24 protein-coding genes and 1 tRNA gene are annotated in these 25,766 nt (G+C 73.1%); 17 read left to right on the forward strand and 8 right to left on the reverse strand.

Annotation, left to right across the window (positions count from 1 at the left end; genetic code table 11):
- Positions 1-7: 7 nt before the first annotated feature.
- Positions 8-931 (reverse strand): cytochrome d ubiquinol oxidase subunit II, encoded by a 924-nt coding sequence (locus ACXJKF_RS14485; protein WP_456788410.1) that lies wholly within the window; start codon positions 929-931, stop codon positions 8-10.
- Positions 928-2,127 carry a cytochrome ubiquinol oxidase subunit I gene (locus tag ACXJKF_RS14490; protein WP_456788411.1) on the reverse strand — a complete coding sequence of 400 codons (1,200 nt, stop codon included), beginning with the start codon at positions 2,125-2,127 and terminating at the stop codon, positions 928-930. Before ACXJKF_RS14490 ends, ACXJKF_RS14485 begins: the two co-directional genes overlap by 4 nt.
- Before the next feature lie 148 nt (positions 2,128-2,275).
- On the opposite strand from ACXJKF_RS14490, the gene ACXJKF_RS14495 reads away from it, so the two are divergent.
- The 9 genes from ACXJKF_RS14495 to ACXJKF_RS14535 all read left to right on the forward strand — a co-directional run bounded on the left by ACXJKF_RS14495 (position 2,276) and on the right by ACXJKF_RS14535 (position 11,908).
- Entirely contained in the window at positions 2,276-3,367 is a 1,092-nt protein-coding gene (locus ACXJKF_RS14495) for a PQQ-dependent sugar dehydrogenase (RefSeq protein ID WP_456788412.1), read from the forward strand.
- A gap of 31 nt (positions 3,368-3,398) precedes the next feature.
- Positions 3,399-5,192, forward strand: a complete 1,794-nt coding sequence (gene metG, locus ACXJKF_RS14500) for a methionine--tRNA ligase (RefSeq protein ID WP_456788413.1) — start codon at positions 3,399-3,401, stop codon at positions 5,190-5,192.
- Entirely contained in the window at positions 5,192-6,133 is a 942-nt protein-coding gene (locus tag ACXJKF_RS14505; protein WP_456788414.1) for a TatD family hydrolase, read from the forward strand. The genes metG and ACXJKF_RS14505 overlap by 1 nt, the downstream gene beginning before the upstream one ends.
- Positions 6,134-6,350: 217 nt before the next feature.
- Positions 6,351-7,484 (forward strand): aggregation-promoting factor C-terminal-like domain-containing protein, encoded by a 1,134-nt coding sequence (locus ACXJKF_RS14510; RefSeq protein WP_456788415.1) that lies wholly within the window; start codon positions 6,351-6,353, stop codon positions 7,482-7,484.
- Positions 7,485-7,802: 318 nt separating this feature from the next.
- Complete coding sequence (locus tag ACXJKF_RS14515; protein ID WP_456788416.1) at positions 7,803-9,083, forward strand: ubiquitin-like domain-containing protein; 1,281 nt, start codon at positions 7,803-7,805, stop codon at positions 9,081-9,083.
- Between the two features lie 74 nt (positions 9,084-9,157).
- Positions 9,158-10,105, forward strand: coding sequence for a 16S rRNA (adenine(1518)-N(6)/adenine(1519)-N(6))-dimethyltransferase RsmA (gene rsmA / locus ACXJKF_RS14520; protein WP_456788417.1), 948 nt, complete (start codon positions 9,158-9,160; stop codon positions 10,103-10,105).
- The gene (locus ACXJKF_RS14525; RefSeq protein WP_456788418.1) at positions 10,102-11,040 is read left to right on the forward strand and encodes a 4-(cytidine 5'-diphospho)-2-C-methyl-D-erythritol kinase; all 939 of its coding nucleotides are present in this window, start codon (positions 10,102-10,104) and stop codon (positions 11,038-11,040) included. The genes rsmA and ACXJKF_RS14525 overlap by 4 nt, the downstream gene beginning before the upstream one ends.
- A 47-nt stretch (positions 11,041-11,087) precedes the next feature.
- The gene (locus tag ACXJKF_RS14530; protein ID WP_456788419.1) at positions 11,088-11,420 is read left to right on the forward strand and encodes an ArsR/SmtB family transcription factor; all 333 of its coding nucleotides are present in this window, start codon (positions 11,088-11,090) and stop codon (positions 11,418-11,420) included.
- Between the two features lie 2 nt (positions 11,421-11,422).
- A complete protein-coding gene (locus ACXJKF_RS14535; RefSeq protein WP_456788420.1) occupies positions 11,423-11,908 on the forward strand; it encodes an SRPBCC domain-containing protein in 486 nt (161 codons plus the stop codon).
- Positions 11,909-11,937: 29 nt separating this feature from the next.
- Here ACXJKF_RS14535 and ACXJKF_RS14540 read toward each other — a convergent pair whose 3' ends face one another.
- Positions 11,938-13,125, reverse strand: coding sequence for an LCP family protein (locus ACXJKF_RS14540; protein ID WP_456788421.1), 1,188 nt, complete (start codon positions 13,123-13,125; stop codon positions 11,938-11,940).
- An 87-nt stretch (positions 13,126-13,212) separates the two neighbouring features.
- Here ACXJKF_RS14540 and ACXJKF_RS14545 point away from each other — a divergent pair, with 87 nt between their 5' ends.
- Entirely contained in the window at positions 13,213-15,000 is a 1,788-nt protein-coding gene (locus tag ACXJKF_RS14545) for an ABC-F family ATP-binding cassette domain-containing protein (RefSeq protein ID WP_456788422.1), read from the forward strand.
- Here ACXJKF_RS14545 and ACXJKF_RS14550 read toward each other — a convergent pair.
- Genes ACXJKF_RS14550 through ACXJKF_RS14560 form a run of 3 tightly spaced genes read right to left on the reverse strand, consistent with a single transcriptional unit; the run spans position 14,997 to position 17,336 of the window.
- Positions 14,997-16,175 carry an MFS transporter gene (locus ACXJKF_RS14550; RefSeq protein WP_456788423.1) on the reverse strand — a complete coding sequence of 393 codons (1,179 nt, stop codon included), beginning with the start codon at positions 16,173-16,175 and terminating at the stop codon, positions 14,997-14,999. The genes ACXJKF_RS14545 and ACXJKF_RS14550 overlap by 4 nt on opposite strands.
- Before the next feature lie 4 nt (positions 16,176-16,179).
- Positions 16,180-16,704 (reverse strand): MarR family winged helix-turn-helix transcriptional regulator, encoded by a 525-nt coding sequence (locus ACXJKF_RS14555; RefSeq protein ID WP_456788424.1) that lies wholly within the window; start codon positions 16,702-16,704, stop codon positions 16,180-16,182.
- A 35-nt stretch (positions 16,705-16,739) separates the two neighbouring features.
- Positions 16,740-17,336 carry a TetR/AcrR family transcriptional regulator gene (locus ACXJKF_RS14560; protein WP_456788434.1) on the reverse strand — a complete coding sequence of 199 codons (597 nt, stop codon included), beginning with the start codon at positions 17,334-17,336 and terminating at the stop codon, positions 16,740-16,742.
- Positions 17,337-17,440: 104 nt separating this feature from the next.
- Between ACXJKF_RS14560 and ACXJKF_RS14565 the strand changes: the two genes are divergently transcribed.
- The 7 genes from ACXJKF_RS14565 (at position 17,441) to pth (ending at position 22,945) form a co-directional block, all read left to right on the forward strand.
- Positions 17,441-17,512: transfer RNA gene (locus tag ACXJKF_RS14565), tRNA-Gln, on the forward strand.
- Positions 17,513-17,639: 127 nt separating this feature from the next.
- Positions 17,640-17,915, forward strand: a complete 276-nt coding sequence (locus tag ACXJKF_RS14570) for a hypothetical protein (protein ID WP_456788425.1) — start codon at positions 17,640-17,642, stop codon at positions 17,913-17,915.
- Positions 17,916-17,979: 64 nt separating this feature from the next.
- Entirely contained in the window at positions 17,980-19,593 is a 1,614-nt protein-coding gene (gene glmU / locus ACXJKF_RS14575; protein WP_456788426.1) for a bifunctional UDP-N-acetylglucosamine diphosphorylase/glucosamine-1-phosphate N-acetyltransferase GlmU, read from the forward strand.
- Positions 19,590-20,573 carry a ribose-phosphate diphosphokinase gene (locus ACXJKF_RS14580; RefSeq protein WP_456788427.1) on the forward strand — a complete coding sequence of 328 codons (984 nt, stop codon included), beginning with the start codon at positions 19,590-19,592 and terminating at the stop codon, positions 20,571-20,573. The genes glmU and ACXJKF_RS14580 overlap by 4 nt, the downstream gene beginning before the upstream one ends.
- Positions 20,574-20,579: 6 nt before the next feature.
- A complete protein-coding gene (locus ACXJKF_RS14585; RefSeq protein ID WP_456788428.1) occupies positions 20,580-21,245 on the forward strand; it encodes an SIMPL domain-containing protein in 666 nt (221 codons plus the stop codon).
- Between the two features lie 253 nt (positions 21,246-21,498).
- The gene (locus ACXJKF_RS14590) at positions 21,499-22,122 is read left to right on the forward strand and encodes a 50S ribosomal protein L25/general stress protein Ctc (protein ID WP_456788429.1); all 624 of its coding nucleotides are present in this window, start codon (positions 21,499-21,501) and stop codon (positions 22,120-22,122) included.
- A gap of 202 nt (positions 22,123-22,324) precedes the next feature.
- The gene (gene pth / locus ACXJKF_RS14595; RefSeq protein ID WP_456788430.1) at positions 22,325-22,945 is read left to right on the forward strand and encodes an aminoacyl-tRNA hydrolase; all 621 of its coding nucleotides are present in this window, start codon (positions 22,325-22,327) and stop codon (positions 22,943-22,945) included.
- Between the two features lie 50 nt (positions 22,946-22,995).
- Here the strand turns inward: pth and ACXJKF_RS14600 are convergent, their stop codons facing one another.
- Positions 22,996-25,089: a hypothetical protein gene (locus ACXJKF_RS14600; RefSeq protein ID WP_456788431.1), complete on the reverse strand. Its 2,094-nt coding sequence runs from the start codon at positions 25,087-25,089 to the stop codon at positions 22,996-22,998.
- A 469-nt stretch (positions 25,090-25,558) separates the two neighbouring features.
- Positions 25,559-25,766: hypothetical protein (locus ACXJKF_RS14605; RefSeq protein ID WP_456788432.1), on the reverse strand; the 208-nt coding region annotated here is incomplete at its 5' end.

A 25,766-nucleotide genomic window follows, 5' to 3' on the forward strand; every position in this document is an offset into this window, starting at 1 on the left:
ACGGCGGTCAGTAGAAGACCGCGTCGCGCGGGCTCACCGGGTCCCGGAACGTCCACCAGACCCACGCCTGGGCCGCGAGCAGCACCGGGACGCAGGCGAGCAGGACGAGCTCGAGGGTCGGCGCCGGGGAGGGCACCGGCGCGAGCGCGATGGCGGCGGCGACGACCGGCAGCACGCCGCCGACGACCACCGCGGCGAGCGCCCGGTGCAGCCGGCCGTCCGCGAGCGCCGGTCGCGCCACGAGCGCGGACCCGGAGCCGGCGAGCACGACGAGCGGCGGCAGGACGGCGGTCAGGGGACCGTCGGCGGGCACGAGGACGACGTAGGCGACTGCGGACGCCGCCAGCAGCCCGGCGGACCAGGGCAGGGTCCGGCCGGCCAGGCGGGTGGCTCGCTCGCGCAGGACGCCGGAGGTGCGGGTGGCGACGAACGTGGTGCCCAGGACGCGGGTGACGGCGACCGAGGACAGGGCGGTGAGGACCGGGACGGCGACCCTGGCGGTCAGCGACGGCTGCGGCGGCAACCACACGAGGGCGGTCCCGAGCAGGGCACCCGCCGACAGCGGCAGCCCCACGGACGCGACGACGATGACGCGCTCCCAGCCGGCTCGCCAGCGGACACCGGGCCGTCGGCTGCGCAGCCACACCCCGGCGTCACGGAGCACCCAGGTGACCAGCAGGGCGATGACCAACGGGTAGGCGACGGAGACGAGGTCGCGCTCCAGGTCGTGGAAGCCTGCGAGCAGGACGCCTGCGGCGGCGACGAGCCAGACCTCCCCGGCCAGGAGGAACGGGCCGAGGGCGGTGAGCACGGTCCGGCGCTCGCCGGGGGTCCGGCCGACCTGGCGCAGCGTGGCGCCGAGGCCCTGGTTCATGCCGTCGAGCACGGCCCAGCCCGCGAACGCGCCGACGAGCAGCACGGTCCAGATCATCGGGGCACCTCCGCGAAGGTCAGTGGCTCGTCGGCCTCGCGGGCGTGCAGCGCGGGCGCACCGAGCGTGGGGGACGCCGGGCCGAGGCGGGCGAGGCGGGCGAGCAGGACCCAGTCGATGACGGCCAGGGTGGTGATGAGCCCGACGAGCACGACGAGCGAGACCAGCACGGTCGTCGCGCTGTGCGTGGAGGTGGCGTCGGAGGTCCGCAGCACGCCGACGACGACCCACGGCTGGCGGCCGATCTCGCGCGTCAGCCAGCCGAAGACGGCGAGCACGAACGGCACGGGCAGCACGGCGGTGAGGAACCCGTAGACGGCCCGTCGGAACGGGAGGCGGAACAGCGCGCCGCGGACCATGAGCGCCAGCATCGGGAACGCGCTGAGGAACAGCGCGAAGCCGCCCAGGATCATGAACCCGAGCGCGGCGCCGACCACGGGCGACTGCCCCGACTGCTCCCCGCCGGTGACGTACGAGAACTGCGAGAACCCGAACCCGACGGCGAGCAGGGCGCCGACCGCGCCGAGGACGACGCCGGTGCGCAGCGAGCGCTGGAACAACTCGTCGAACCCCGTCTCGCGGCGCAGGTGCCAGGCGCTGACGCCGACGACCACGAACGCCCCGGCCAGCAGGCACGCCCCGATCACGTGCCCGAGCGACAGGACGGCCGCGGGGTTGAGCACCAGCGCGGCGGCGTCGGAGATGTGCGCGACGCCGTCGCGGAGCTCGTAGCCGACGGGGTTGCGCAGGAACCCGTTGGCGACCATCACGGCGAACGCCGACGCGTACCCGGTCAGCACGACGAGCCAGAACACGACCGTGTGCACCCACCGGTTCAGCTGGTGCCAGCCGAACACCCACAGGCCCAGCAGGGTCGACTCGAGGAAGAACGCGACCATCGTCTCGACGGCGAGGGGAGCGCCGAACACCTCGCCGGCCACGTCGAGCAGCCCGGGGAAGTGCAGCCCGAACTGGAGCTCGAGCAGGATCCCGGCGACGATGCCGAGCGCGTAGTTGACCAGGTACAGCTGGCCCCAGAACCGGGTCGCGCGCTCGTGCACCTCGCGCCGGGTGACCGCCCACCGGGTCTGGAAGATCGCGACCACGGGCCCCAGGCCCAGGGTCACGAGGACGAACAGGAAGTGGACGCCCGCGAGCAGCGCGAACTGCGTGCGGGCGGCGTCGACGGCGCTCACGAGGGCGACGCTAGGGCCGCCGGACGGCTCTGGACCCTGGTCCCAGGGGAAGACCGGGGACGGTTCCGGGTGGTCCCGGAGGCGTGCGGGTGCGCCGGTCAGGGTGGTCCCGGAGTGCGCGGCCGGATCGCGCGTGATCGGCTGGAGCATGGCTGTGCGACCGGTGGCGTGGATCGGGCTCCTCGCCGTCGCGCTCGCGGGCTGCGGCCCGACGGGCAGCCCGACAGACAGCCCTACCGCGACGTCGGCACCGCTGACCGCGGAGGTGAGCGAGGTCGACGACGTCCTGGGCGACCTCGACGTCCCCTGGGGGCTCGCGTTCCTGCCGGACGGCGACGCCGTGGTGACGCTGCGCGACGCGGCGGCGCTGGTGCTCGTCGGCCCGGACGGCGCGGCGACGGACGTGACCGGGCCGGGGGCCGACGAGCTCGCGGACCTCGTGGTCCCCGCCGGCGAGGGCGGGCTGCTGGGCGTCGCGGTCCTCGGGTCGACGGGGTCGGCCGTGGACCTGGCCCTCTACGCGACCGCGGCCGCCGACAACCGGGTCCTGCGCGGGACGCTCGACGGCTCGGTCCTGGGCGAGCTGCGACCGATCCTCACCGGCATCGAGAAGGCCGGCAACCACGACGGCGGACGGCTCGCCGTCGGCCCGGACGACTTCCTCTACGTGACCACCGGCGACGCGGGCGACCCGCCGTCGGCGCAGGACCCCGGCAGCCTCAACGGCAAGATCCTGCGCATCACGGCCGACGGGGACCCGGCCCCGGGCAACCCCGACGAGGGCTCGCCGGTGTGGAGCCTCGGGCACCGCAACGTGCAGGGGCTCGGGTGGGCTCCCGACGGACGGATGTACGCCTCGGAGTTCGGCCAGAACACGTGGGACGAGCTCAACCTGATCGAGCCGGGCGGCAACTACGGCTGGCCGGAGGTCGAGGGCATGGGGGACGGCTTCGTGGAGCCGCTCGCCGTCTGGCCGACCACCGACGCGTCGCCGAGCGGCCTGGCCGTCACCGACGAGGGCGTCTACCTGGCCGGGCTGCGCGGCGAGCGGCTGTGGCGGGTCCCGCTGACCGCGGACGGCGTCGGCACCCCGCAGGCTCTTCTGGAGGGTGAGTACGGGCGGCTGCGTGCGGTCGAGCCGGCACCCGACGGGTCCCTGTGGGTCGTCACGGGGAACACGGACGGCCGCGGCGACCCCCGCGACGGCGACGACCGCATCCTGCGGGTGGCCGTCGACTGAGCCGTCGCGGCTGCTCACCTAGGATCGGCGCATGTCTCGCATCCTCTCGGCCGTCGCGTGGCCCTACGCGAACGGTCCCCGCCACATCGGTCACGTCGCCGGCTTCGGTGTCCCGTCGGACATCTTCAGCCGCTACATGCGGATGGCGGGCAACGAGGTCCTCATGGTCTCCGGCACCGACGAGCACGGGACGCCGATCCTGGTGCTGGCCGACCAGGAGGGTGTGGGCCCGCAGGAGCTGGCGGACAAGTACAACCGCGTGATCGTCGAGGACCTGACCAACCTCGGGCTCTCCTACGACCTGTTCACGCGCACGACGACGCGCAACCACTACGCGGTCGTGCAGGAGATGTTCCGCACGGTGCACAAGAACGGCTACATGATCGAGCAGTCGACCATGGGGGCCATCTCGCCGAGCACCGGCCGCACGCTGCCCGACCGGTACGTGGAGGGCACCTGCCCGATCTGCGGGTACGACGGCGCGCGCGGGGACCAGTGCGACAACTGCGGCAACCAGCTGGACGCGATCGACCTGATCAACCCGCGCAGCCGGATCAACGGCGAGACGCCGAAGTTCGTCGAGTCGAACCACTTCTTCCTGGACCTGCCGGCGTTCGCGAGCGCGCTGGAGGCGTGGCTCAGGACCCGCACGGACTGGCGCCCGAACGTCCTGAACTTCTCGCTGAACCTCATCGACGACCTGCGCCCGCGCGCCATGTCCCGGGACATCGACTGGGGCATCCCGGTGCCGCTGGAGGGCTGGGAGGACAACCCGAACAAGCGCCTCTACGTGTGGTTCGACGCGGTCATCGGGTACCTGTCGGCGTCGATCGAGTGGGCGCGCCGCAAGGGCGACCCGGACGCGTGGCGACCGTTCTGGAACGACCCCGAGGCCCTGAGCTACTACTTCATGGGCAAGGACAACATCACGTTCCACTCGCAGATCTGGCCGGCGGAGCTGCTGGCCTACGACGGTCGGGGGACGAAGGGCGGGTCGCCGGGCACGTTCGGCACGCTGAACCTGCCCACCGAGGTGGTGTCCAGCGAGTTCCTCACCATGGAGGGCAAGCAGTTCAGCTCCTCGCGCGGGGTCGTCATCTACGTGCGCGACGTGCTCTCCCGGTACCAGCCGGACGCGCTGCGCTACTTCCTGTCGACCGCCGGACCCGAGAACCAGGACTCCGACTTCACGTGGGCGGACTTCAAGACGCGCACCAACTCCGAGCTGGTGGCGGGCTGGGGCAACCTGGTCAACCGCACCGCGAGCCTCATCCACAAGAACTTCGGCGAGATCCCGAGGCCGGGTGACCTGCAGCCGGTGGACCAGGGGCTGCTCGCGACGACGTCGGCGGGCTTCGACAAGGTCGGCGGGCTGATCGGCACCCACCGCAACCGGGCTGCGGTCAACGAGGCGATGCGCGTCGTGCAGGAGGCCAACCGGTACATCTCCGAGACGGAGCCGTGGAAGCTGACGGGGGACCGCGACCGGCTGGGCACGGTCCTGCACACGGCCGCGCAGGCCGTCAGCGACGCGAACACCCTGCTGGCGCCGTTCCTGCCGCACTCGGCGCAGCAGGTGCACGAGACGTTCGGCCGCACGGGGACGTTCTCACCGCTGCCGCGGATCGACGAGGTCACCGACCTCGACGACGACTCCCGGCACTACCCGGTGATCACCGGGGACTACGAGCTCGGCCGGACCGTCGCGCCGTGGCGGTCCAGCCCGATCGTGCCCGGCGCCCCGGTGGCCAAGCCGGTGCCCGTGTTCACCAAGCTCGACGACTCGATCGTCGAGGAGGAGCTCGAGCGGCTGCGCCAGGCCTGATGGGCAGGACGAAGGGGGAGCGCGGCTGGCCCGCGCCGCCCGAGCCCCTGCCCATCGCGGTCGTCGACAACCACACCCACCTGGAGTCGGTGGTCACGTGGCGGGCCGACGGGTGGCTCCGCGACGACGACGGCGCCCCGGTGGGCGGTCCACCCGCCGGTCTGGACGACCACCTGGAGCGCGCGTCCGCGGTCGGCGTGCCGAGGATGGTCCAGGTCGGCTGCGACCTGGACGCCATCGCGTGGACCGACGCGGCGGTGCGCGCACACGACCAGCTGCTCGGTGCGGTGGCCATCCATCCCAACGAGGCGGTCCGGCACGCGGGCGTCGTCGAGGCTGCGCCGGACGGGCTCGACCCCGAGCCGCCGTACGAGGTCGGCCTCGAGGACGCGATCGCGGTCGTGGAGCGGACAGCCCGCGCCAACCCCCGCATCCGCGCCATCGGCGAGACCGGCCTGGACCACTTCCGCGCGGGCACCCGCGGCCGGGAGGTCCAGCGCGAGGCGTTCCGCGCGCACGTCGCGCTGGCCAAGGAGCTGGGCCTGGCGCTGCAGATCCACGACCGCGACGCCCACGACGAGGTCGTCGAGGTGCTGCTGGCGGACGGCGCCCCGGACCGCACGGTCTTCCACTGCTTCTCGGGCGACGCGGACCTGGCGCGGCTCGCGGTGTCCCACGGGTGGTACCTGTCGTTCGCCGGCCCGGTCTCGTTCGGCGCGAACGACGCCCTGCGGGACGCGTTGCGGGTGGTCCCGCCCAGCCTCCTGCTCGTCGAGACGGATGCGCCCTACCTGACCGTGCACCCGTTCCGCGGCCGGCCCAACGCCCCGTACCTCCTGCCCGGCACGGTCCGCACGGTCGCCGAGGTCACGGGGCGCCCGCTGGTCGACGTGTGCACCGCGCTCGCGGCGACGTCCGAGGCGGTCTACGGGACGTGGTGACGGGTATGACCCGTTCTGGGGCCGGACAGTCGGGTGATGTCGGTCCCGCTGGGCGGACCTCGGGTTACCGGGTGGGTCACGGATCGGTTACGGTCGGACCTGCGTCCAGGACGGACGCTTCTTTGTGAGCCCTGCCGAGAGGACCCACCGCGTGAGGCCGGACCTGGAGCGTGCGACGCGCAGTCGCCCCTTCCGTGGTCGGCGAGCCGCGCGGGTCGTGGCCCAGGCAGCCGTGCTGGCGGTCGTCGCCGGTGCGACCAGCGCGTTCGCGGTCCTGCACAAGACGGTCACGGTGGACGTCGACGGGACGTCGGTCGAGGTCGAGGCCTTCGGTCGCACCGTCGAGGACATGCTCGCGAGCGCCGACGTCGAGGTCGGTGAGCGCGACCTCGTCGCCCCCGCCCTGGACGAGCCGATCGGGCGGTCCGGCCAGATCGTCGTCCGGCACGGCCGTGAGCTGTCCGTCGAGGTGGACGGCTCCGAGCGTTCGGTGTGGACCACGGCCCTGACGGTCGGCGAGGCGGTCGACGGACTCGGGCTGCGCGACGACGAGGTGCGCCTGTCGGCGTCCCGTTCCGCGGCTCTCGGCCGGGACACGTTGCGCGTCTCGACGCTCAAGACGATCCACCTCGTGGTCGACGGCCAGGTCATCGACGGGCTGAGCAGCGCCGCCACGGTGCGCGACGGCCTGCGGGACATCGGCCTGGTCCTGGAGGACGGCGACCAGGTCTCGGTGCCGCTCGACTCCACCGCCGTCGACGGGCTCGTCGTGCTGGTCACGCGGGCCAGCACGTCGGGCGAGACGGTCACCGAGGCGATGCCGTTCGAGTCCACCGAGGTCGAGGACCCGGGGATGATCAAGGGCAACACCGCGATCGCCACCAAGGGCAGGGCGGGCGTCCGCACCACCACGTACGAGCTCCAGATCGTCGGCGGGGTGGTCGTCGGCCGCACCCCGATCGCCTCGGTGGTGACGGTCCCGCCGGTCACGCAGGTCACCAAGGTCGGCACGGCGGAGCTGCCGGACCCGTCCGTCGTCGCCGTCGAGCCGGGCACCGCCCAGGCCCTCGGCAAGGAGATGGCGGCAGCCCGCGGGTGGGGCGACGACCAGTTCGCGTGCCTGCTCGCGCTCTGGAACAAGGAGAGCGGCTGGCGGGTGAACGCGGAGAACAAGTCCTCGGGCGCCTACGGCATCCCGCAGGCTCTCCCGGGCACCAAGATGGCGACGGTGGCCGACGACTGGCGCACCAACCCGGCGACGCAGATCACCTGGGGCCTCAACTACATCGAGGGCCGCTACGGCGACCCGTGCGGCGCCTACGCGCACAGTCAGGCCAAGGGCTGGTACTGATTCACCCGATCCCCCTGTGAGAACGGTCACGTGCGCTGACGTGGGGGAACGCCGGATCTGCCGTCGAAACGGTGCACATCCCTACCGCATCTGACGGTAGGCGCGCTTGGCAACGCGATCACGATTCGGTTACGGTCGGTGCCGCCCCGCGATCTGGACGCCAGCCCACCTGTGCTGGCCGTCGTGTCCGCAGGGTGGTCGGCGCCCGCTCCAGGCGGGCCGCCGTGACGGCCGGATCGGGGATCCGGAACTGACGGGAGACGCCCTCGAGGGTGTCCGCTGAGCCTCGAACGCGAGGCGCACCGCCGGGTGACGCACATGCGACACGCTCCGCCCCCCGTGCCCGGGCACCTCGACGGCTGGAGCCCCGTGCAGTTCTCGACCCTGATCCCTGGTCTGTCCGCGCGAAAGTCTGCACGACCCAGCGCCCCGTCCTCCCCGGACGAGCCCCCCACGACGGACCACCGGTCCGGTCGGGCACGCATCCTGCCCATCACCGCCGCAGCCGCGGCACTCGTCCTCGCGGGCGGGTCGGCGGCGTTCGCGCACGCGCAGAAGACCGTGACGCTCGACGTCAACGGCGAGGTCGCGCAGCTGAGCACGTTCGCCGGCTCGGTCGAGGGCTTCCTCGACGACCAGGGCGTCGTCGTCGGCGAGCGTGACCTGGTGAGCCAGAGCGGGTCGCTGCGCGAGGGCACGGAGATCGTCGTGCGGCACGCGCACCAGGTCTCCGTCAGCGTCGACGGCGTGGAGACGTCCGTCTGGACGACCGCGCTGTCCGCCGACGAGGCGCTCGACACGCTCGCGGCGCGCGGCCAGTCCGTCGCGCTCGTCGCGTCCCGGTCCGCCGCGGGCGGCCGGCCGGAGCTCGCGCTCGACCTCACGCTGCGCGGTCCGGCGGAGGTCCTGGTGGACGGCACCACGCTCCAGGTCACCGACGCCGACGCGTCCGTCGCGCAGGTCCTCGGCGAGCTCGGTGTCACGCTGAACGCGCTCGACCGCGTGTCCGTGGTGCAGGGCGCCGCGGGCCGTGTCCAGGTCGTCGTCAACCGCGTCGTCGTGCAGGACGTCACGTCCACGCTCGAGGTCGCGTTCGCGTCGACCACGCAGCAGGACGCCGCCCGCTACACCGACCAGAAGCGCACGCTGACCGCCGGGGTCCCCGGTGTCCGCACGCTCGTCGAGCGCGTCACCACCGTGGACGGCGTCGAGTCCGGCCGCGTGACCGTCTCCGACGCCGTCACCCAGGCGCCCGTCGACGAGGTCCTGAGCGTCGGCACCAAGACGCGCCCGGTCGCCCCGGCGGCCCCGCCGACCGGTGCGAGCGAGGGCAGCCCCGTGACCGCCGGTGGCGACGCCGACTCGCTCAACTGGGCTGCCCTGGCCCGCTGCGAGTCCGGTGGCAACCCGACCGCCGTCTCCTCGACGGGCAAGTACCACGGGCTGTACCAGTTCTCGGTGAGCACGTGGCAGGCCGTCGGTGGCGCCGGGCTCCCCTCGGACGCCTCGGCCGACGAGCAGACGGCCCGCGCGAAGATGCTCTACAACCGCTCCGGTGCCGGCCAGTGGCCGCACTGCGGGAAGAACCTCTTCAGCTGATCACCTCGCAGAACCCCCGCCCGGCAGCAGCCGGTCTGGCGGGGGTTCTGTCGTGCTCGCCTAGGCTCGTGCGCATGTCGACCACCACCACGCTGCTCGGGCCTGCGGAGATCCGTGAGCTCGCGGAGCGTGCGGGGGTGCGCCCGACCAAGCAGCTCGGGCAGAACTTCGTGCTCGACGGCGGCACGGTCCGCAAGATCGTGCGCCAGGCCGACGTCGGGTCGGGGGACCGCGTCGTGGAGGTGGGGCCGGGCCTCGGCTCGCTCACGCTGGGGCTGCTCGAAGCGGGCGCCGACGTCGTGGCGGTCGAGATCGACCCGACGCTGGCCCGCCTGCTGCCGACCACCGTGGCGCGGCACGTGCCGGGTCTGACGGTGGTCGCGGGCGCCGACGACGAGCCGGTGGTCCTGCGCGACGAGGCCGGACGCGACCGCCTGACGATCGTGCTGGCGGATGCCCTGGACGTGCGGACTCTGCCCGGACCGCCACCCGTCGCCCTCGTCGCCAACCTGCCGTACAACGTGTCCGTCCCTGTCCTGCTGACCTTCCTGGAGCGGTTCGACAGCCTGGAGCGCGTGCTCGTGATGGTGCAGGCCGAGGTGGCCGACCGGCTGGCCGCACCACCCGGCAGCCGCACCTACGGGGTGCCGTCCGCGAAGGCCGCCTGGTACGCGTCGGCCCGCCGGACCGCGACGGTCGGCCGCTCGGTCTTCTGGCCCGCCCCCAACGTCGACTCCGCGCTGGTCCGCTTCGACCGCCGCGAGCCGCCGTCCACCGACGCGCCCCGGGAGGCCGTGTTCGCCGTCGTGGACGCGGCCTTCGCGCAGCGTCGCAAGATGCTCCGATCGGCCCTGTCGGCGCTCGCGGGGTCCTCCGACGCGGCCGTGACGGCCCTGGAGGCCGCGGGCGTCGACCCGCAGGCTCGCGGTGAGCGCGTGGACATCGCCGGGTTCGCGCGCATCGCTGAACAGCTCAGGCCCCTCGGGCCTATAAGCGGACGACCTGGCATTGTGGAGCCGTGACGCTGACCCCCGTGGCCCCGCTGCCCGAGCACGAGGTCAGGGTCCGCGCGCCCGGCAAGGTCAACCTGTCGCTGCGGGTCGGCCCGCGGGAGGACGACGGCTACCACGCGGTGTCGACCGTGTTCCAGGCGGTGTCGGTGTTCGAGGAGGTCGTCGCCACCCCGTCGGAGCAGCGCACGCTGACCGTGAGCGGCCCGCAGGCCGAGCTGGTGCCGACGGACGGCTCGAACCTCGCGCTGCGCGCGGCGGCCCTGCTGGCGGACCGCGCGGGGATCGACGACGGCGTCCACCTGCACCTGCACAAGGGTGTCCCGGTCGCGGGCGGCATGGCGGGCGGCTCGGCGGACGCCGCGGCGACGCTCGTGGCCTGCGACGCGCTGTGGCGCACCGGGCTCAGCCGTGACGACCTGCTGGAGCTGGCCGCCGAGCTGGGGTCGGACGTGCCGTTCTCCCTGGCCGGGCACACCGCGGTCGGCTCGGGTCGCGGTCACCTGCTGACGCCGGCGCTCAGTCGCGGCGAGTTCCACTGGGCGTTCGCCGTGCAGGACCGCGGGCTGTCCACCGCCGACGTGTACGTCGCGTTCGACGACCTGCACGGCACGGCGCTGGTGCCCGACCAGGACGACGACGTGCCGCTGATGCAGGCGCTGCGCGCGGGGGACCCGCGGGCGCTCGGCGCTGCGCTGCACAACGACCTCCAGATGGCGGCGCTGGAGCTCGACCCGGGCCTCGCGGAGCCGCTCGCGGTCGCGCAGGACGCGGGGGCGCTCGGCGTCGTCGTGTCCGGCTCGGGCCCCACCGTCGCGGCCCTGGGCCGCAGCCGCCAGCACGCCCTCGTGCTCGCGGCGGCGTTCACGGCGTCGGGGGTGGCGGACCGGGTCCTGACCGCCGCCGGTCCCGTGGCCGGTGCGCGCGTCGTCAGCTCCACGGACTGACTCCTCGACCTCTTGACATCTCGTCGCGACGAGCAATACTTAAGAACATGCTTAACAATGGCGAGCTGGACAAGGTCTTCAAGGCCCTGTCCGACGCGACCCGCCGTGCGATGGTCGAACGCCTCGTGCGCGGTCCGGTGTCGGTCAGCCAGCTCGCCGAGCCCTTCGCGATGTCCCTGCCGGCCGTCCACCAGCACCTCGCGGTGCTCGAGGACGCGGGCATCGTCACGTCGCACAAGATCGGCCGCGTCCGCACGGTCCAGCTCGCCACCGACGCCCTGACCGGCGCGGGGGAGTGGATGGGCCGGCAGCGGCTGCCCGCCGAGCGCCGGCTGGACCGGCTCGGCACCTACCTCGCCACCCCACCGAAAGGACCCTGATGATGACCACCGAGACCACCGAGACCACCGGGACCACTGGAACCGTCGTCCACGCCACGTTCGTCGTCGAGCGCACGTTCGACGCGCCCCTCGACCGCGTCTGGGACGCGTTCGCCGTGCCCGAGCAGCACGCCCAGTGGTTCGGCTCCGACGAGAACTTCACCGAGACGGAGGCCCACGAGGACTTCCGGGTCGGCGGGCAGGCCGTGCAGGACGGCCAGTGGCACGGCGGCCCCACCAGCCGCTACGTCGCCACCTACACGGACATCGTCGAGCGCTCGCGCATCGTGGCCACCTACGACATGTGGGTCGGCGGCGAGCACCTGTCGACCTCTCTCAACTCGACCGTGTTCGAGGCGGTCGACGGCGGCACCCGCCTCACCTACACCGAGCAGAGCGCCTTCCTGGACGGCAAGGAGGACGGCAGCCAGCGGGAGGCCGGCTTCCAGGGCATCTTCGACGTGCTCGCGACGTACCTGGCCGGCTGACGCGTCGCCGCACCCCTGTCGGGTTCCGGTCAGGTGCAGGTGGTGGACGAGTCGTCCGCGGACGTCAGGACGCCCTCCGGCGGCGTCCACGCAGGGTCCACCGGGGGTGGGGGCGGGGGTGCCGTGGGGTCCGTGGTCGGGGGTGTCGTCGCGACGGGCGCCTCACCCACGGGCTGGTCCGCCGCGATCCGGGCCCACAGCTCGGCCGCGGCGTCGGTGGCGACCCTGCGGTTGCCGTCCCGGGGGTCCGGCTCGGTGGGCATCGACGCGAACACGATCCGCTCCGCCTGCAGGTTCCGCAGGGACAGGCCGAACCCGGTCAGGTCCGTCAGGTCGCGGAAGCCCTGGCTGGCGGTCAGCGAGCTCGTCGCCGCCTGCGCGAACCGCAGCAGCGCCGTCGGGCTCGTGAGCACCTCCTGGCTGAGCACGGAGCGGGTCATCGCGGCCATCAGGTCGTGCTGGCGCGTGATGCGGCCGGTGTCCGACCCGTCGCCGATGTCGTGCCGCGCCCGGGCGAACTGCACGGCCGTCGTGCCGTTGAACACCTGCGCGCCCGCAGGGACGTCGAGCCCGGTGTCCTCGTCGCTCAGCGCTGTCGGCAGGCAGATGGGCACCCCGCCGACCGCGTCGACCATGTCCCGCAACCCGACGAAGTCGACGAGCACCAGCCCGTCCAGCCGGACCCCGGTGAGGAGCTCGACCGTCTTCCACGTGCACCCCGACGCGGACTCGATGTCCTGACCCTGCGCCCACCCGAGCGCGAACGCCTCGTTGAACTGCCGGTCGGTCCGGGCCGGGGTCGTCGTCCCGTCCGTCAGGGTGCACGACGGCCGGTCGGTCACCAGGTCGCGCGGGATCGACACCAGCTCGACCCGGGACCGGTCGGCGGCCACGTGCGCCACGATCGTCGTGTCGGACGCCATCCCGTCGTTCTCGCCGCCGATCGCCGCGTTCTCGCCGCTGCGGTCGTCGGACCCGATGATCAGCAGGTTCACGGCGGACCCGGCGCGCGCGTCGCCCGGGGGCGGCTCGGTCGCCTGTGGCCGTGCGCTCTCGTCGCCCACGAGGTCCGTGAGGTCGACCCCGGTGACGTTCGACTGGAGCTCGCGGTAGACGGCGGCCGCGCCTGCGACCCCGAAGACGAGGACGCCGACGGCGGTCAGGCCGACCGCTCGCAGGGCCCGGCGTGGTCGCACTGCGCGCGCGTGCTGGCTCATCCTCCGGACGCTAGTGCGCAGGTCGGCGGCGGTGCCGGCGGTCGGCGTGGAGGACCTGTGCGGGTGTGCGGGTAGCCTTCACAGGACATGGCACACCTTCTCGGCGCGGATCGCGTCACGCTCGCGCTGGGCACGCGCACCCTCCTCGACGGGGTCTCCCTCGGACTCGACGACGGGCAGCGCATCGGCGTCGTCGGCCCCAACGGCGCGGGCAAGTCCACGCTGCTGCGGGTCCTGTCCGGCGCGCAGGCGCCCGACGACGGCCGCGTCACCCGGGCCGGCGGCCTGCGGGTCGCGGTGCTGGACCAGCGCGACGACCTGCTGGCCGGCAGCACCGTCCTCGACGTGGTGCACGGGTCCGCCGACGAGCACGAGTGGGCCACCGACTCCCGCATCCGGTCGGTGCACGCCGGGCTGCTCGGGGACGTGTCGCTCGACGCCGACGTCGCCACCCTGTCCGGTGGCCAGCGTCGCCGGGTCGCGCTCGCCGCGCTGCTGGTGCGGGACGACGAGGTGCTGGTCCTCGACGAGCCGACCAACCACCTCGACGTCGAGGGCGTGGCGTGGCTCGCGGCGCACCTGGTCGAGCGGTACCGGGGCTCCAACGGCGCGCTCGTCGTGGTCACCCACGACCGCTGGTTCCTCGACGCGGTGTGCACGCGCACGTGGGAGGTGCACGACGGGACGGTCGACCAGTACGAGGGCGGCTACGCCGCGTACGTGCTGGCCCGCGCCGAGCGGGCACGGACGGCGTCGACCACCGAGGAGAAGCGGCAGAACCTGCTGCGCAAGGAGCTCGCGTGGCTGCGCCGGGGAGCGCCCGCGCGCACCAGCAAGCCGAAGTTCCGGATCGACGCGGCCAACGCCCTCATCGAGAACGAGCCGCCGCCCCGCGACCAGCTCAGCCTGACCCGCATGGCGACCGCCCGCCTGGGCAAGGACGTGCTCGACATCGAGGACGCGTCGGTGGCCTACGGCGACCGCGTCCTCCTGCACGACGTCACGTGGCGGCTCGGCCCGGGCGACCGGGTGGGCCTGGTCGGCGTCAACGGGGCCGGCAAGACCTCGCTGCTGCGGCTCCTGTCCGGGCGGCAGCAGCCGACCACCGGCCGGGTCAAGCGCGGCAAGACCGTGCAGGTGGCGGAGCTCACGCAGGACGTCGAGGAGCTCGACGAGCTGGCGGGCCTGCGCGTGATCGAGGTGATCGAGAGCGAGAAGCGTTCGGTCGTCGTCGGCGGCAAGGAGCTCACGGCCGCGCAGCTGGTCGAGCGGCTCGGCTTCGACCGCGAGCGCTCCCGGACCCCCGTGCGGGACCTGTCCGGCGGCGAGCGTCGACGCCTGCAGCTGTTGCGGCTGCTCGTCGGCGAGCCGAACGTGCTCCTGCTCGACGAGCCCACCAACGACCTGGACACCGACACCCTGGCCGCCCTCGAGGACCTGCTGGACGGCTGGCCCGGCACGCTGGTCGTCGTCTCGCACGACCGGTACCTGCTGGAGCGGGTGTGCGACACGCAGATGGCGCTCCTGGGCGACGGCCTGCTCCGCCAGCTGCCCGGCGGTGTCGAGCAGTACCTGGACCTGCGTCGCACCGCGACGGCGACGGCCGCGTCCCCGCTGGACGCCCGCGCGCCGACCGAGGCCGCCCCGGCAGCGGTGTCCACCGCGGACCTGCGCACCGCGCGCAAGGAGATCGCCCGGATCGAGCGCCGCCTGTCCCGGATCGCCGACCAGGAGGCCGTCCTGCACCAGCGGATGTCCGACCAGGCGACCGACCACCAGGCCGTGATCGCGCTCGACGCGGAGCTGCGGGCGCTCGCCACCGAGAAGGACGAGCTCGAGGCCGCGTGGCTGGAGGCGGCGGAGATCGTCGGCTAGGTCGTCTCCCGACGCATGCTCCGCAGGCCCAGGCCCGTCGAGACCCCCATGGTCAGCACGGCGCCCAGCACGACGAGCAGCGGCGCGGTCCACCCGCCGCTGGAGGCGTGCACGGCGCCCAGCACGCTCGGGCCGAGGGCCGCGCAGCCGTAGCCGAGGCTCTGCACGGTCGCCGACATGCGGCGCGCGGCGGCCTGCGACCCGGCGCTGGAGGCGATCACCGTGAAGATCACCGCGAAGTTCCCGCCCTGCGCGACCCCCGCGAACGTACACCACACCGGCCACCATCCCGGCGCGAGCAGCAGGCCGAGGGGGAGCACGGCCCAGCCGACGGCGATCGCGGCGGCGACGGCGGCGACCGGGGCGCGGCGCCCCAGCGCGATCGGCACGGCGATGCCACCGACCATCCCGAACAGCTGGAACAGCGCGGCGGCCCCGCCGGACGCGGCCCGTTCGAGCCCGAGCGTGTCGTGCAGCACCGACGGCAGCCACGCGCTGACCGCGTAGTACCCGAACGCCTGCCCGGCGAACGCGACGGCCAGGAACCAGGTGACGGGCCGGCGCCAGACGTCCGGTGCGCTCGCGCCGGTGGGCAGGGCCACCGGCTCGGCACGCGAGAACGGGTACGCCCGCTGCCACACCACCAGGGCGACGACCGCGAGCAGCCCCCACGACGCCAGCGCCCACCGCCACCCGACGACGTCCGCGAGCGGAGCGGTCAGGGTGGTGGTCAGGACGCTGCCGCCGTTGAGCGCGGCCGTGTACAGGCCGGTCACGCGGGGCACGTGCCCGGGGAAGTCCCGCCCGATCACCACCGGGACCGCGACATTGCCGGCCGTGATGGCCACCCCGATCAGGACGGTGCCGACGAGCGCCGTGCCGAACCCGTCGGCCGACCGCAGCAGGGTGCCGGCCAGGACGGTCACCAGTGACGCCGCCACGACCCGTCCGGTGCCGAGGCGCCCGAGCAGCACGGCCATGAGCGGGGTGGCGAGCGCGAAGCAGAGGACCGGGATGCCGGTGAGCAGGCCGACGGTCGCTGCGCTCAGGCCCAGGTCGGCCCGGACGTCGTCGACGACCGGGGCCAGCGCGGTGATCGGTGCGCGCAGGTTCAGCGCGTAGAGCAGGACCGCGGCGAGCAGCAGCCCTCGCGCAGCAGACCGAGCAGCCGTCATGCCCTCACGACGCGTCGAACGGCGCGGTCACCTCGCGCAGCAGGTCGGCCAACCGGTCGCGGTCCGCCTCGCTGAGGTCACCCAGCAGACCGCGCTCGACGTCGAGCAGGTCCGCGAACGCCGCGTCCACGCGGTCCAGGCCGGCGGGGGTGAGCTGCACCAGGACGCCGCGGCGGTCGTCCGGCGCGGGCTGCCGCTCGACCAGCCCGTGCTCCACGAGGCGGTCGATGCGGTTGGTCATGGTGCCGCTGGTCACCAACGTCTGGGTGAGCAGCGCACCCGGGGACAGCCGGTACGGGGCGCCCGCGCGGCGCAGGGCCGACAGCACGTCGAACTCCCACGTCTCGAGGTCGTGCCGCGCGAACGCCGAGCGGCGGGCGAGGTCGAGGTGGCGGGCCAGCCGGCTGACGCGCGACAGCACGGTCAGCGGGCGGACGTCCAGGTCAGGGCGCTCGCGTTCCCAGGCGAGGACGATCCGATCGACCTCGTCGCGGGCCCCCGGCGCGTCCGGGGGGGTGCGTGCCACCATGACGCGAGATTACTCGACGTCGAGAGAGATCCCTCTCAGGTGCGCGTCAGCGTGGGCCGGCGCTCCAGCGCCGACAGCCCGTTCCACGCCAGGTTCACCAGGTGCGCCGCGACGACGTTCTTGCTGGGGCTGCGGGCGTCGAGCCACCACTGCCCGGTGAGCGCGACCATGCCCACCAGCATCTGCGCGTAGATCGGCGCCACCTTCGGGTCCTGGCCCTGCTTCTTGAACTGGTCCGCCAGCATGTGCTCGACCTGCGTGGCGACATCCCCGATCAGGCTCGAGAACGTGCCGGTCGCCTGCGCCACGGGGGAGTCCCGCACCAGGATCCGGAACCCGTCCTCCGACGCCTCGATGTAGCCGAGCAGGGCCAGCGTGGTCCGCTCCACCAGCACCTTCGGGTGCCCGCCGCCCTCCAGCGCCCCGCTCAGCGCCCCGGTGAGGGCCTGGATCTCGCGGTCGACGACGACGGCGTAGATGCCTTCCTTGCCCCCGAAGTGCTCGTACACGACCGGCTTGGACACCTCGGCGCGCGCGGCGATCTCCTCGATGCTCGTGCCGTCGAAGCCCTTCTCGGCGAACAGGCGCCGGGCCACGTCGACCAGCTGGGCGCGCCGCTGCGTCCCCGTCATGCGGGAGCGGGTGGAGCGTTTGCTGTCGTTGGCCACGCGCCCATCATGCCGTGACCCGTCATCCTGCCTGGCAGACTTGGCGCCCACGACGCGCGAGGCGTCGGTCCGCCCTGGTGTAACGGCAGCACGCCGGCCTTTGGAGCCGTGCAGTCCAGGTTCGAATCCTGGGGGCGGAGCCGCGACGGGTCCGGCAGCAAGCCATGGGCGGTGCGAGCGAGGGCTGGTGCGACCCGCATGGCTTGCCCGTCAGTGGTGGGGTCGACGTCCGCACCTCCGCCACGGACGCGCGGTACGGTGCGAGGCATGGCGACGACGCGCGACCTGCGTGCTGCATACGTCCTGCTGGGTCTCTGCGTGTTCGGGGTCGTGTCCCAGGTGGTGGACCTCGCCGCGGGTGCCACCGAGGTCGGCGTGCGCGTCGCCGTGATCGTCGTGGCCGCCGTCGGAGCCGTGCTGACCGGGGTGTGGATCGCCCGGCAGAGGCGGGTGCCTCCACCGGCGCCGCGACAGTTCACGCCGGCCCCCGACGAGGCGCCCGACGACCCCGGCCCGGCCGAGGCGACCTCCGCGCGCGGGTAGAGTGCACCCTGCGCACGAGATCCACCGCCCGAGACCCGGGCAGATCCGCGAGGAGCACCCGCAGGTGACTTTCCCCCGCCCGGCCGCCGTCGTCGTCCTCGCCGCAGGTGAAGGAACCCGGATGCGCTCGGCAACCCCCAAGGTCCTGCACACCCTGGCCGGCCGCAGCATGCTCGGTCACGCGCTCGCCACGGCCCGCGCCCTCGACCCTGGCCGCGTCCTGGTCGTCGTCCGCCACGAGCGTGAGCAGGTCGCCGCGCACGTGCGCGAGGTCGACCCGCAGGCGCTGCTCGCGGACCAGGACGCGATCCCGGGCACCGGGCGCGCGGTCCAGGTCGCGATGAAGTCGCTCGACGCCGCCGCGCAGGCAGACGCTGCCGGCGACCACGCCGTGGGCTCGGCGACGCACGCGCAGGTGTCCGGTGCGGTCGTCGTGATCGCCGGGGACGTCCCGCTGCTGGACGCCGGCACGCTGCACGAGCTGCTCGCGGCGCACCACGCGGACGGCAACGCGGTCACGGTGCTCACCACCCAGGTGGCGGAGCCCACCGGCTACGGCCGGATCCTGCGGGAGCCCGGCACGGGTGACGTGCTCGGCATCGTGGAGGAGAAGGACGCCGACGACGCGCAGCGCGCGATCACCGAGATCAACTCCTCCATCTACGTCTTCGACGCCGAGGTCCTGCGCGGTGCGCTCGGGCGGCTCGGACGCGACAACGCGCAGGGCGAGGTGTACCTGACTGACGTGCTCGCGATCGCGCGCACCGACGGCGGTCACGTCCGGGCGCTCCAGACGGACGACCCGGTGCTGGTCGAGGGCGTCAACGACCGCGTCCAGCTGTCGGTGCTGCGGGCGGAGATGAACCGCCGCATCCTCGAGGGCTGGATGCGCGACGGCGTCACGGTCGTGGACCCGGCGACCACGTGGGTCGACGTCGACGTCGAGCTCGAGCGGGACGTCACGCTCCTGCCCGGCACGCAGCTGCACGGCGCCACGGTGGTCCGCGAGGGTGCGACCGTCGGCCCGGACACCACGCTGACCGACGTCGAGGTTGGCCCGCGGGCCAGCGTCGTGCGCACGCACGGCAGCCTCGCGGTGATCGGGCCCGACGCGAGCGTGGGGCCGTTCGCGTACCTGCGCCCCGGCACGGTGCTCGGTGAGAAGGGCAAGATCGGCACGTTCGTCGAGACCAAGAACGCGCAGATCGGCACCGGCTCGAAGATCCCGCACCTGTCCTACGTGGGCGACGCCACGATCGGCGAGCACACGAACATCGGTGCCGCGTCGGTGACCGTCAACTACGACGGCGTCAACAAGCACCGCACGACCATCGGCTCGTACGCCCGCACGGGCGCCGACAACATGTTCGTCGCACCCGTGACCATCGGCGACGGCGCGTACACCGGCGCCGGCAGCGTGATCCGTCGCGACGTGCCCTCCGGTGCGCTCGGCGTGAGCGCGGGCGCCCAGCGCAACATCGAGGGCTGGGTCTCCCGGGCCCGCGCCGGGACGGCTGCCGCCAACGCGGTCGTCCGGCCGTCCGCCGACGCCGAGCTCTCCCCGCAGGCCCGCGCCGAGCGCGACCGTGCCACCGCAGCATCCGCCGACGCCCCTCCGACCCCGCCGCCTGCACTGCCGGACGCCACCGGCACCAACCCGAAGGACTCCGCACGATGACCGGGATCATCTCGTCGGACGGTGAGAAGCGTCTCGTGCTCCTGACGGGGCGCGCGCACCCCGACCTGGCCACCAACGTCGCCACCCACCTGGGCATCGACCTGCTGCCGACCACCACCTACGAGTTCGCCAACGGGGAGATCTACACCCGCTTCGGGGAGTCCGTGCGCGGTGCCGACACGTTCGTGCTGCAGTCGCACTCGTCGCCGATCAACACGTGGATCATGGAGCAGCTGCTCATGGTCGACGCCCTCAAGCGCGCCTCCGCCAAGACGATCACGGTCGTCGCGCCGTTCTACGGGTACGCCCGGCAGGACAAGAAGCACCGTGGACGCGAGCCGATCTCCGCGCGGCTCATGGCTGACCTGTTCAAGACGGCCGGTGCGGACCGCCTGATGAGCGTCGACCTGCACGCCGCGCAGATCCAGGGCTTCTTCGACGGACCGGTCGACCACCTCTGGGCGATGCCGATCCTCACCGAGTACGTGCGCAGCCGCGTCGACACCTCCAACGTCACGGTCGTCTCGCCCGACGCGGGCCGCATCCGCGTCGCCGAGCAGTGGGCCGCGAAGCTGGGCGGCGGACCGCTGGCGTTCGTGCACAAGACGCGGGACATCCGCAGCCCCAACAAGACGGTCGCCAACCGCGTCGTCGGTGACGTCGAGGGGCGCAGCTGCGTGCTCGTCGACGACCTCATCGACACCGCCGGCACCATCGCCGGCGCCGTGCGTGTCCTGCTGGAGGCCGGCGCCAAGGACGTCATCGTCGCCGCGACGCACGGTGTCCTGTCCGACCCCGCCGTGGACCGCCTGCAGAACTGCGGCGCCCGCGAGGTCGTCATCACGGACACGCTGCCCATCGCCGAGGACCGTCGCTTCCCGCAGCTCACCGTGCTCTCGATCGCGCCGCTCATCGCGCGGGCCATCCGCGAGGTGTTCGACGACGGATCGGTGACGTCGCTCTTCGACGGCCAGGCCTGAGAAACCGTGGACGGTCGCGACGAGGACGTCCGTCGTCGCGGACCGCGCGGCGGCGTGACGGTCACCGGTGCCGGTGAGGCCGAGGCCGTGCCGGACACGGCGATCGCCGACCTCGGCGCCGAGGCCCGGGGGGTGGACGCCGAGCGTGCTCTCGCCGAGGCGGGGCTGTGCCTCGACCGGATGCGTGCGGTCCTGCGCGACGCCGGAGTCGACGACCTCGCGCTGCGGACCACGCAGTCGAGCACGTGGACGGACGGCTCCGCGACCGGCTCGTCGCGCGTCGTGGCCCGGCTCGGTCTGCAGGTGACGCTGCGCGACGTCGCGGTGGCCGGGGACGTCGTGGGGGCTGCCGTCAGCGCCGGCGGTGAGCCGGCACGGATGGACGGCATCCGCCTGGAGATCAGCGACCCCACCGAGCCGCGTGCTCGGGCACGGGAGGCCGCGTGGGCGGACGCCGTCGCGCGCGCCACGCAGTGGGCCACGCTGGCCGGTCGCCGGCTGGGCGAGGTCCAGTGGGTCACCGAGGGCGGTGCCGACGCGTCGCCGCTGCGGATGGGGCGCGTGATGGGTGTGGCGAAGGCCATGTCCGTCCCCGTCGAGGCCGGTCAGCAGACCGTGTCCGCCGAGGTCACGGTGCGGTGGGCCTGGGCGCTCGACGCCGACGGCTCGTAGCGTCGGACTGCGGGTTGGGTTCCGCCCGCTCGCTCGGGTAGGCTCTCCAGGTTGCCTCGGCGAGGGACGAAGGACGGTCGACGAAGTTCCACGACCACCTGCGCTCCGTGATCGACTGGGCGAGCGCCTCCGCGTGCCCGTCCTGCGTCCCGCGTCGAGGCCACCACACCTGTCTTCATCGCGGCCTCGTGCCGCCATCGCCACAGCCATCACGTCGGCCCACTACGCCGACGCCAGCACTCTGGGAGTACACGTGTCCGAGATCAAGCTTGTCGCCACCACCCGCACGGAGTTCGGCAAGGGCGCCGCACGCCGTCTGCGTCGCGCGGACCAGATCCCTGCCGTCCTGTACGGGCACGGCTCGGACCCGCTGCACGTCGCCCTGCCGGGCCACGCGACGATGCTCGCCGTGAAGCAGGCCAACGCCCTGTTCTCCGTCGAGCTCGACGGCAAGACCACGCTGGCGATCACCAAGGACGTCCAGCGTGACGTCGTGAAGAACACCATCGAGCACGTCGACCTGCTCATCGTCACCAAGGGCGAGAAGGTCTCCGTCGACGTCCAGGTCACCGTGGTCGGCGAGTCCTACCCCGGCACGATCCACGTCTTCGAGACGCAGACGCTGTCGCTCGAGGTCGAGGCCACGCACATCCCGACCGAGGTCGAGGTCTCCATCGAGGGCCTGCACGGCGGCTCGTCCATCACCGCCGGCGAGATCACGCTGCCCGAGGGTGCCACCCTGCTCAGCGACCCCGACCTCACCGTCATCGCGATCAGCGTGCCGCACGCCTCTGCCGAGGACGTCGCCGCCGAGGCCGCCGCCGCCGAGCTCGCCGCGTCGCAGTCGGCCGCGTCCGCCGCCGCAGCGGAGGCCTGAGCCGGAGCGCAGCTCGGGGTGAGGGTCGCGGAGCGGCACTCGCCGTGAGCGCAGCGCAGGCTCGGGCCGACCACGGGCGCGAGGCCTGAGCCTCCCACCGGCTCGAGGCCTGAGCCTCAGCAGCACCCACGACGCCCGGTACCGTTCCTGACGGTGCCGGGCGTCGTCGTCCCCGCACCTTTCCCGCAGGAGGAGATCCCCGATGAGCGACGGACCCTGGCTGGTCGTCGGCCTCGGCAACCCTGGCCCGCAGTACGCCGGCAACCGCCACAACGTCGGCCAGATGGTGCTGGACGAGCTGGCGCGCCGCACGGGGTCGACGTTCGGCGCCCGGTCGTCGGGGCTGCTCTCCCGCCGGCCCCAGGCGGCGGTCGCCGAGGCGCGTCTCGGGGTGCTCCCGGGGGGCGCTCCGGGCCCGCGGGTGGTGCTGGCCAAGCCGACGACGTACATGAACGTCTCGGGCGGTCCGGTGGCGGCGCTGGCGAAGTACTACGACGTGCCGCCGGAGCGGACGGTGCTGGTGCACGACGAGCTCGACATCCCGTTCGCGGACGTCCGGCTCAAGCGTGGTGGCGGCGAGGGTGGTCACAACGGCCTGCGGGACACCACGAAGGCGCTGGGCACCAAGGAGTACGTGCGGGTGCGCGTCGGCGTCGGGCGCCCGCCCGGTCGGATGGACCCGGCGGACTTCGTGCTGCGCGACTTCGCGAAGGTGGAGCTCAAGGACCTGCCGTGGCTGGTGGACGCGGCTGCGGACGCGGTCGAGCTGGTGGTCACCCAGGGCCTCGAGGCGGCACAGCTGAAGTTCCACACCAAGGCCTGACACGACGACGCCGGGGCGGCCGTGCTCGCCCCGGCGTCGTCGGTACGGCGTCAGCCCTTCTGGACCGCCGCGACGCTGCCGTCCGTGAACACGTTCCGGGCGGCGGCGACCTTGGTGGTCGTCGGGGAGATGATCGCGCAGTTGTAGTGCTTGGTGTCGCGGCCGAAGACGTTGTCGGTGATGACGACGCCGACGAACGGCCCGCGACCCTTCTCGGCGAGGTTGATGGTGCAGCCGCCGCCGTCGGCCCAGTTGTTCACGACCTGCACGTCGGACACGATCCCGGCGTCCTGCGTGAACTGGATGCCGCTGTTGGTGGCGCCCTCGATGGTGTTGCCGACGATCCGGATGTTCGATCCCTGCTGGATCTGGATGCTGTCGTCGTGACTGGCGCCACCGCCCTGCAGCGGGTCGTTCGCGTAGTGCACGTTGTCGTGCAGCCACGACGACTCGATGGTCACGTTGCCGCCGGTGAGGTGGAACGTGTCGATGACGTGGTGGATGTTCGAGCGCTGCACCGTGATGTTGAAGCCACGGACGCCGTCGATGTAGGGCGACGGGCTCTCGGCGTAGAGCTCGCTGTCCTGGATGGTGACGCTCGCGCCGGCCGAGTTCGACGTGACGAGCGCGCGCTGGATCGTCGTGGCGTAGCCGCGGATGCGGCTGTTCTTGATGACCACGTCGGGGGCGGCGATCTTGACGAACCCGTAGATGTCGAGCGAGTCGATGACCGCACCGGGCGTGCTGATGGTCAGGTCGCCGTCGTGCCGGGTCAGCGCGACGCCTGCGGGGACGCCGGTGTTGCTGCTCCCCGGCTTGGCACCACCCGGTGCGGGAGCCGGTGCCCCCGCCGCCGGCGGGACCGGTGCGACGGTCGGAGCCGCGGTCGGCTTCGGCGTCGGCTTCGGTGTCGGGGTCGGCGTGGGGGTCGCCGTGACGGTCGGCGTCGGCGTCGGCGTGGGGGTCGGGGTGGGTGTCGGCTTCGGCGTGGCGGTCGGGGTCGCGGTCGCGGTGGGAGTCGACGTCGGTGTCGGCCCGGCAGTGGCGGCGACGGAACCGATGACGTAGCCGACGATCTCGGGCGTGATCCGCACGCTCGCCTGCGTGCTCGACAGGGTGATCGTGTCCATACCCGCGCCCCCGAGGGGGACCAGTGCCTGGTTGCGTGCGGTGGCGTCGGGCGACGCGACGAGGAACGAGGTCGTCCGGCACGAGGCGCTGGCGGTGCTGCCCGGGCAGGCGGCGACGCTGGTCGGCTGCCAGGCGCCGGTTCCCCGCAGGCCGAGCAGGACGGCGGTCGCGTTGTCCGGGACGGACGGCAGCGTCAGCTTCGCGGTGGAGCCGGACTTCACGACGCTGGTGGGCAGGGTCTGGGGCGTGGTGAGCGGCTGGAGCCGGCCGCCACGTTCCTGCGCGGACCGGGCGACGTAGTACCCGTCGACGTCCACGCTCAGGCGGTGGCTGCCCTGCTGGTTGAAGAGCCGGACCTGGTTGCCGGCGCCGAGCTTGACGACGACGGACGCCTGCCGGGCACGTGCGGGCAGCGTGTTGAGCACGGAGGTCGAGGCGCAGGCGGTGGTGGACTGGCCGGCGGGGCACACGGCGACGTAGGAGGCCGCGGTGCTGGCCCGCGACGTGACGCGCAGCGCGACGGCGGTCGCTCCCGCAGGCGCGTCGGCCAGGGTGAGCACCCGCGAGCTGCGGCCGTCCACCGCCAGGTCGTTGGCGACCCGGCGCGGGTCGACCGGAACGTAGAGCGAGTCGTTCGCGGCGGGCCCCGCCGTGGCGGCGGCCGAGTCGACCGTCCAGCCGTGCAGGTCCACGAACGCCCGGACCGGGCTCGTGGTGTGCAGCGTGACCTTGCGGCTGGCGGAGGTGACGGGGACGGTCACGCTGACGGAGCCCGGCTCGCCGCCCGGGACGACGAGCTGCGGGTGCGCGACGCAGGCGGCGGACGCGCTGGCGCCCTGGCAGACCGAGACGGATGTCGTCCTCGTGCTGCGGGAGGCGGTGACCTGCAGGGTCACGGCGGTCGCCCCGCTGGGTGCGGAGGACAGGTCGAGCGTGTGGTCCTTCTGGGACGTGAGGTCAGTCCCGGACAGGACCCGCTGCGGGTCGACGGGCCGGTACGTCGTGGTGGGCACGGACGACGCCGGCGCCACGATGGTGACGACGAGACCGACGGCCAGTGCCGCGACTGCTGCGAGAGCGGGGGCTGAGCGGCGTACTGCCGTCGAGCGGGCCGCCGTCGTTGAGGTGTGTCGCGGAGCCGATGAACGGCGCTTCACGGCATGTCGTCCTCGCAAGGGCGTCTCCAGAGTCAGGCGTCCACGGTGTCAGGCGTGCTGTCGATGCGGCGCTGTGAGTTGGTGGGGTCTGTCGGTGTTTGTCGCCCGGTGTCGGGGTGCGCCCACCATAGGCGAATGCTCCATCTGGGGGAACGCGCGCCTCTCGGACGACCGTCCTGATCGCCTTAACCATTTCGTGACCTGCGGGAACGCGAGGTGGCTCGGGTCTCAGCATGCGAGATTCCTTCACCCGTTCGGCCCATCGGAGACGCCGAAACCCGCCCCCGGGACGAGCCGGGGGCGGGTTTCTGTGCTGGTCGAGGGCTCAGCTGCCCTTGCGGACGCTGGCCACCACGCCGTCGGTGTAGAAGTTCGCCGACGTGCTCAGGACGGTGGTCGTGGGCGAGATGATCGCGCAGTTGGCCACCTTGGTGGTGCGGCCGAAGGTGTTGTTGGTGATCTTCACGCCCTGGAAGGGGCCCTTGCCCTTCTCGGCGAGGTTCACGGTGCACCCGCCGCCGTCGGCCCAGTTC

This window comes from Cellulomonas sp. P5_C5, from assembly GCF_054049655.1.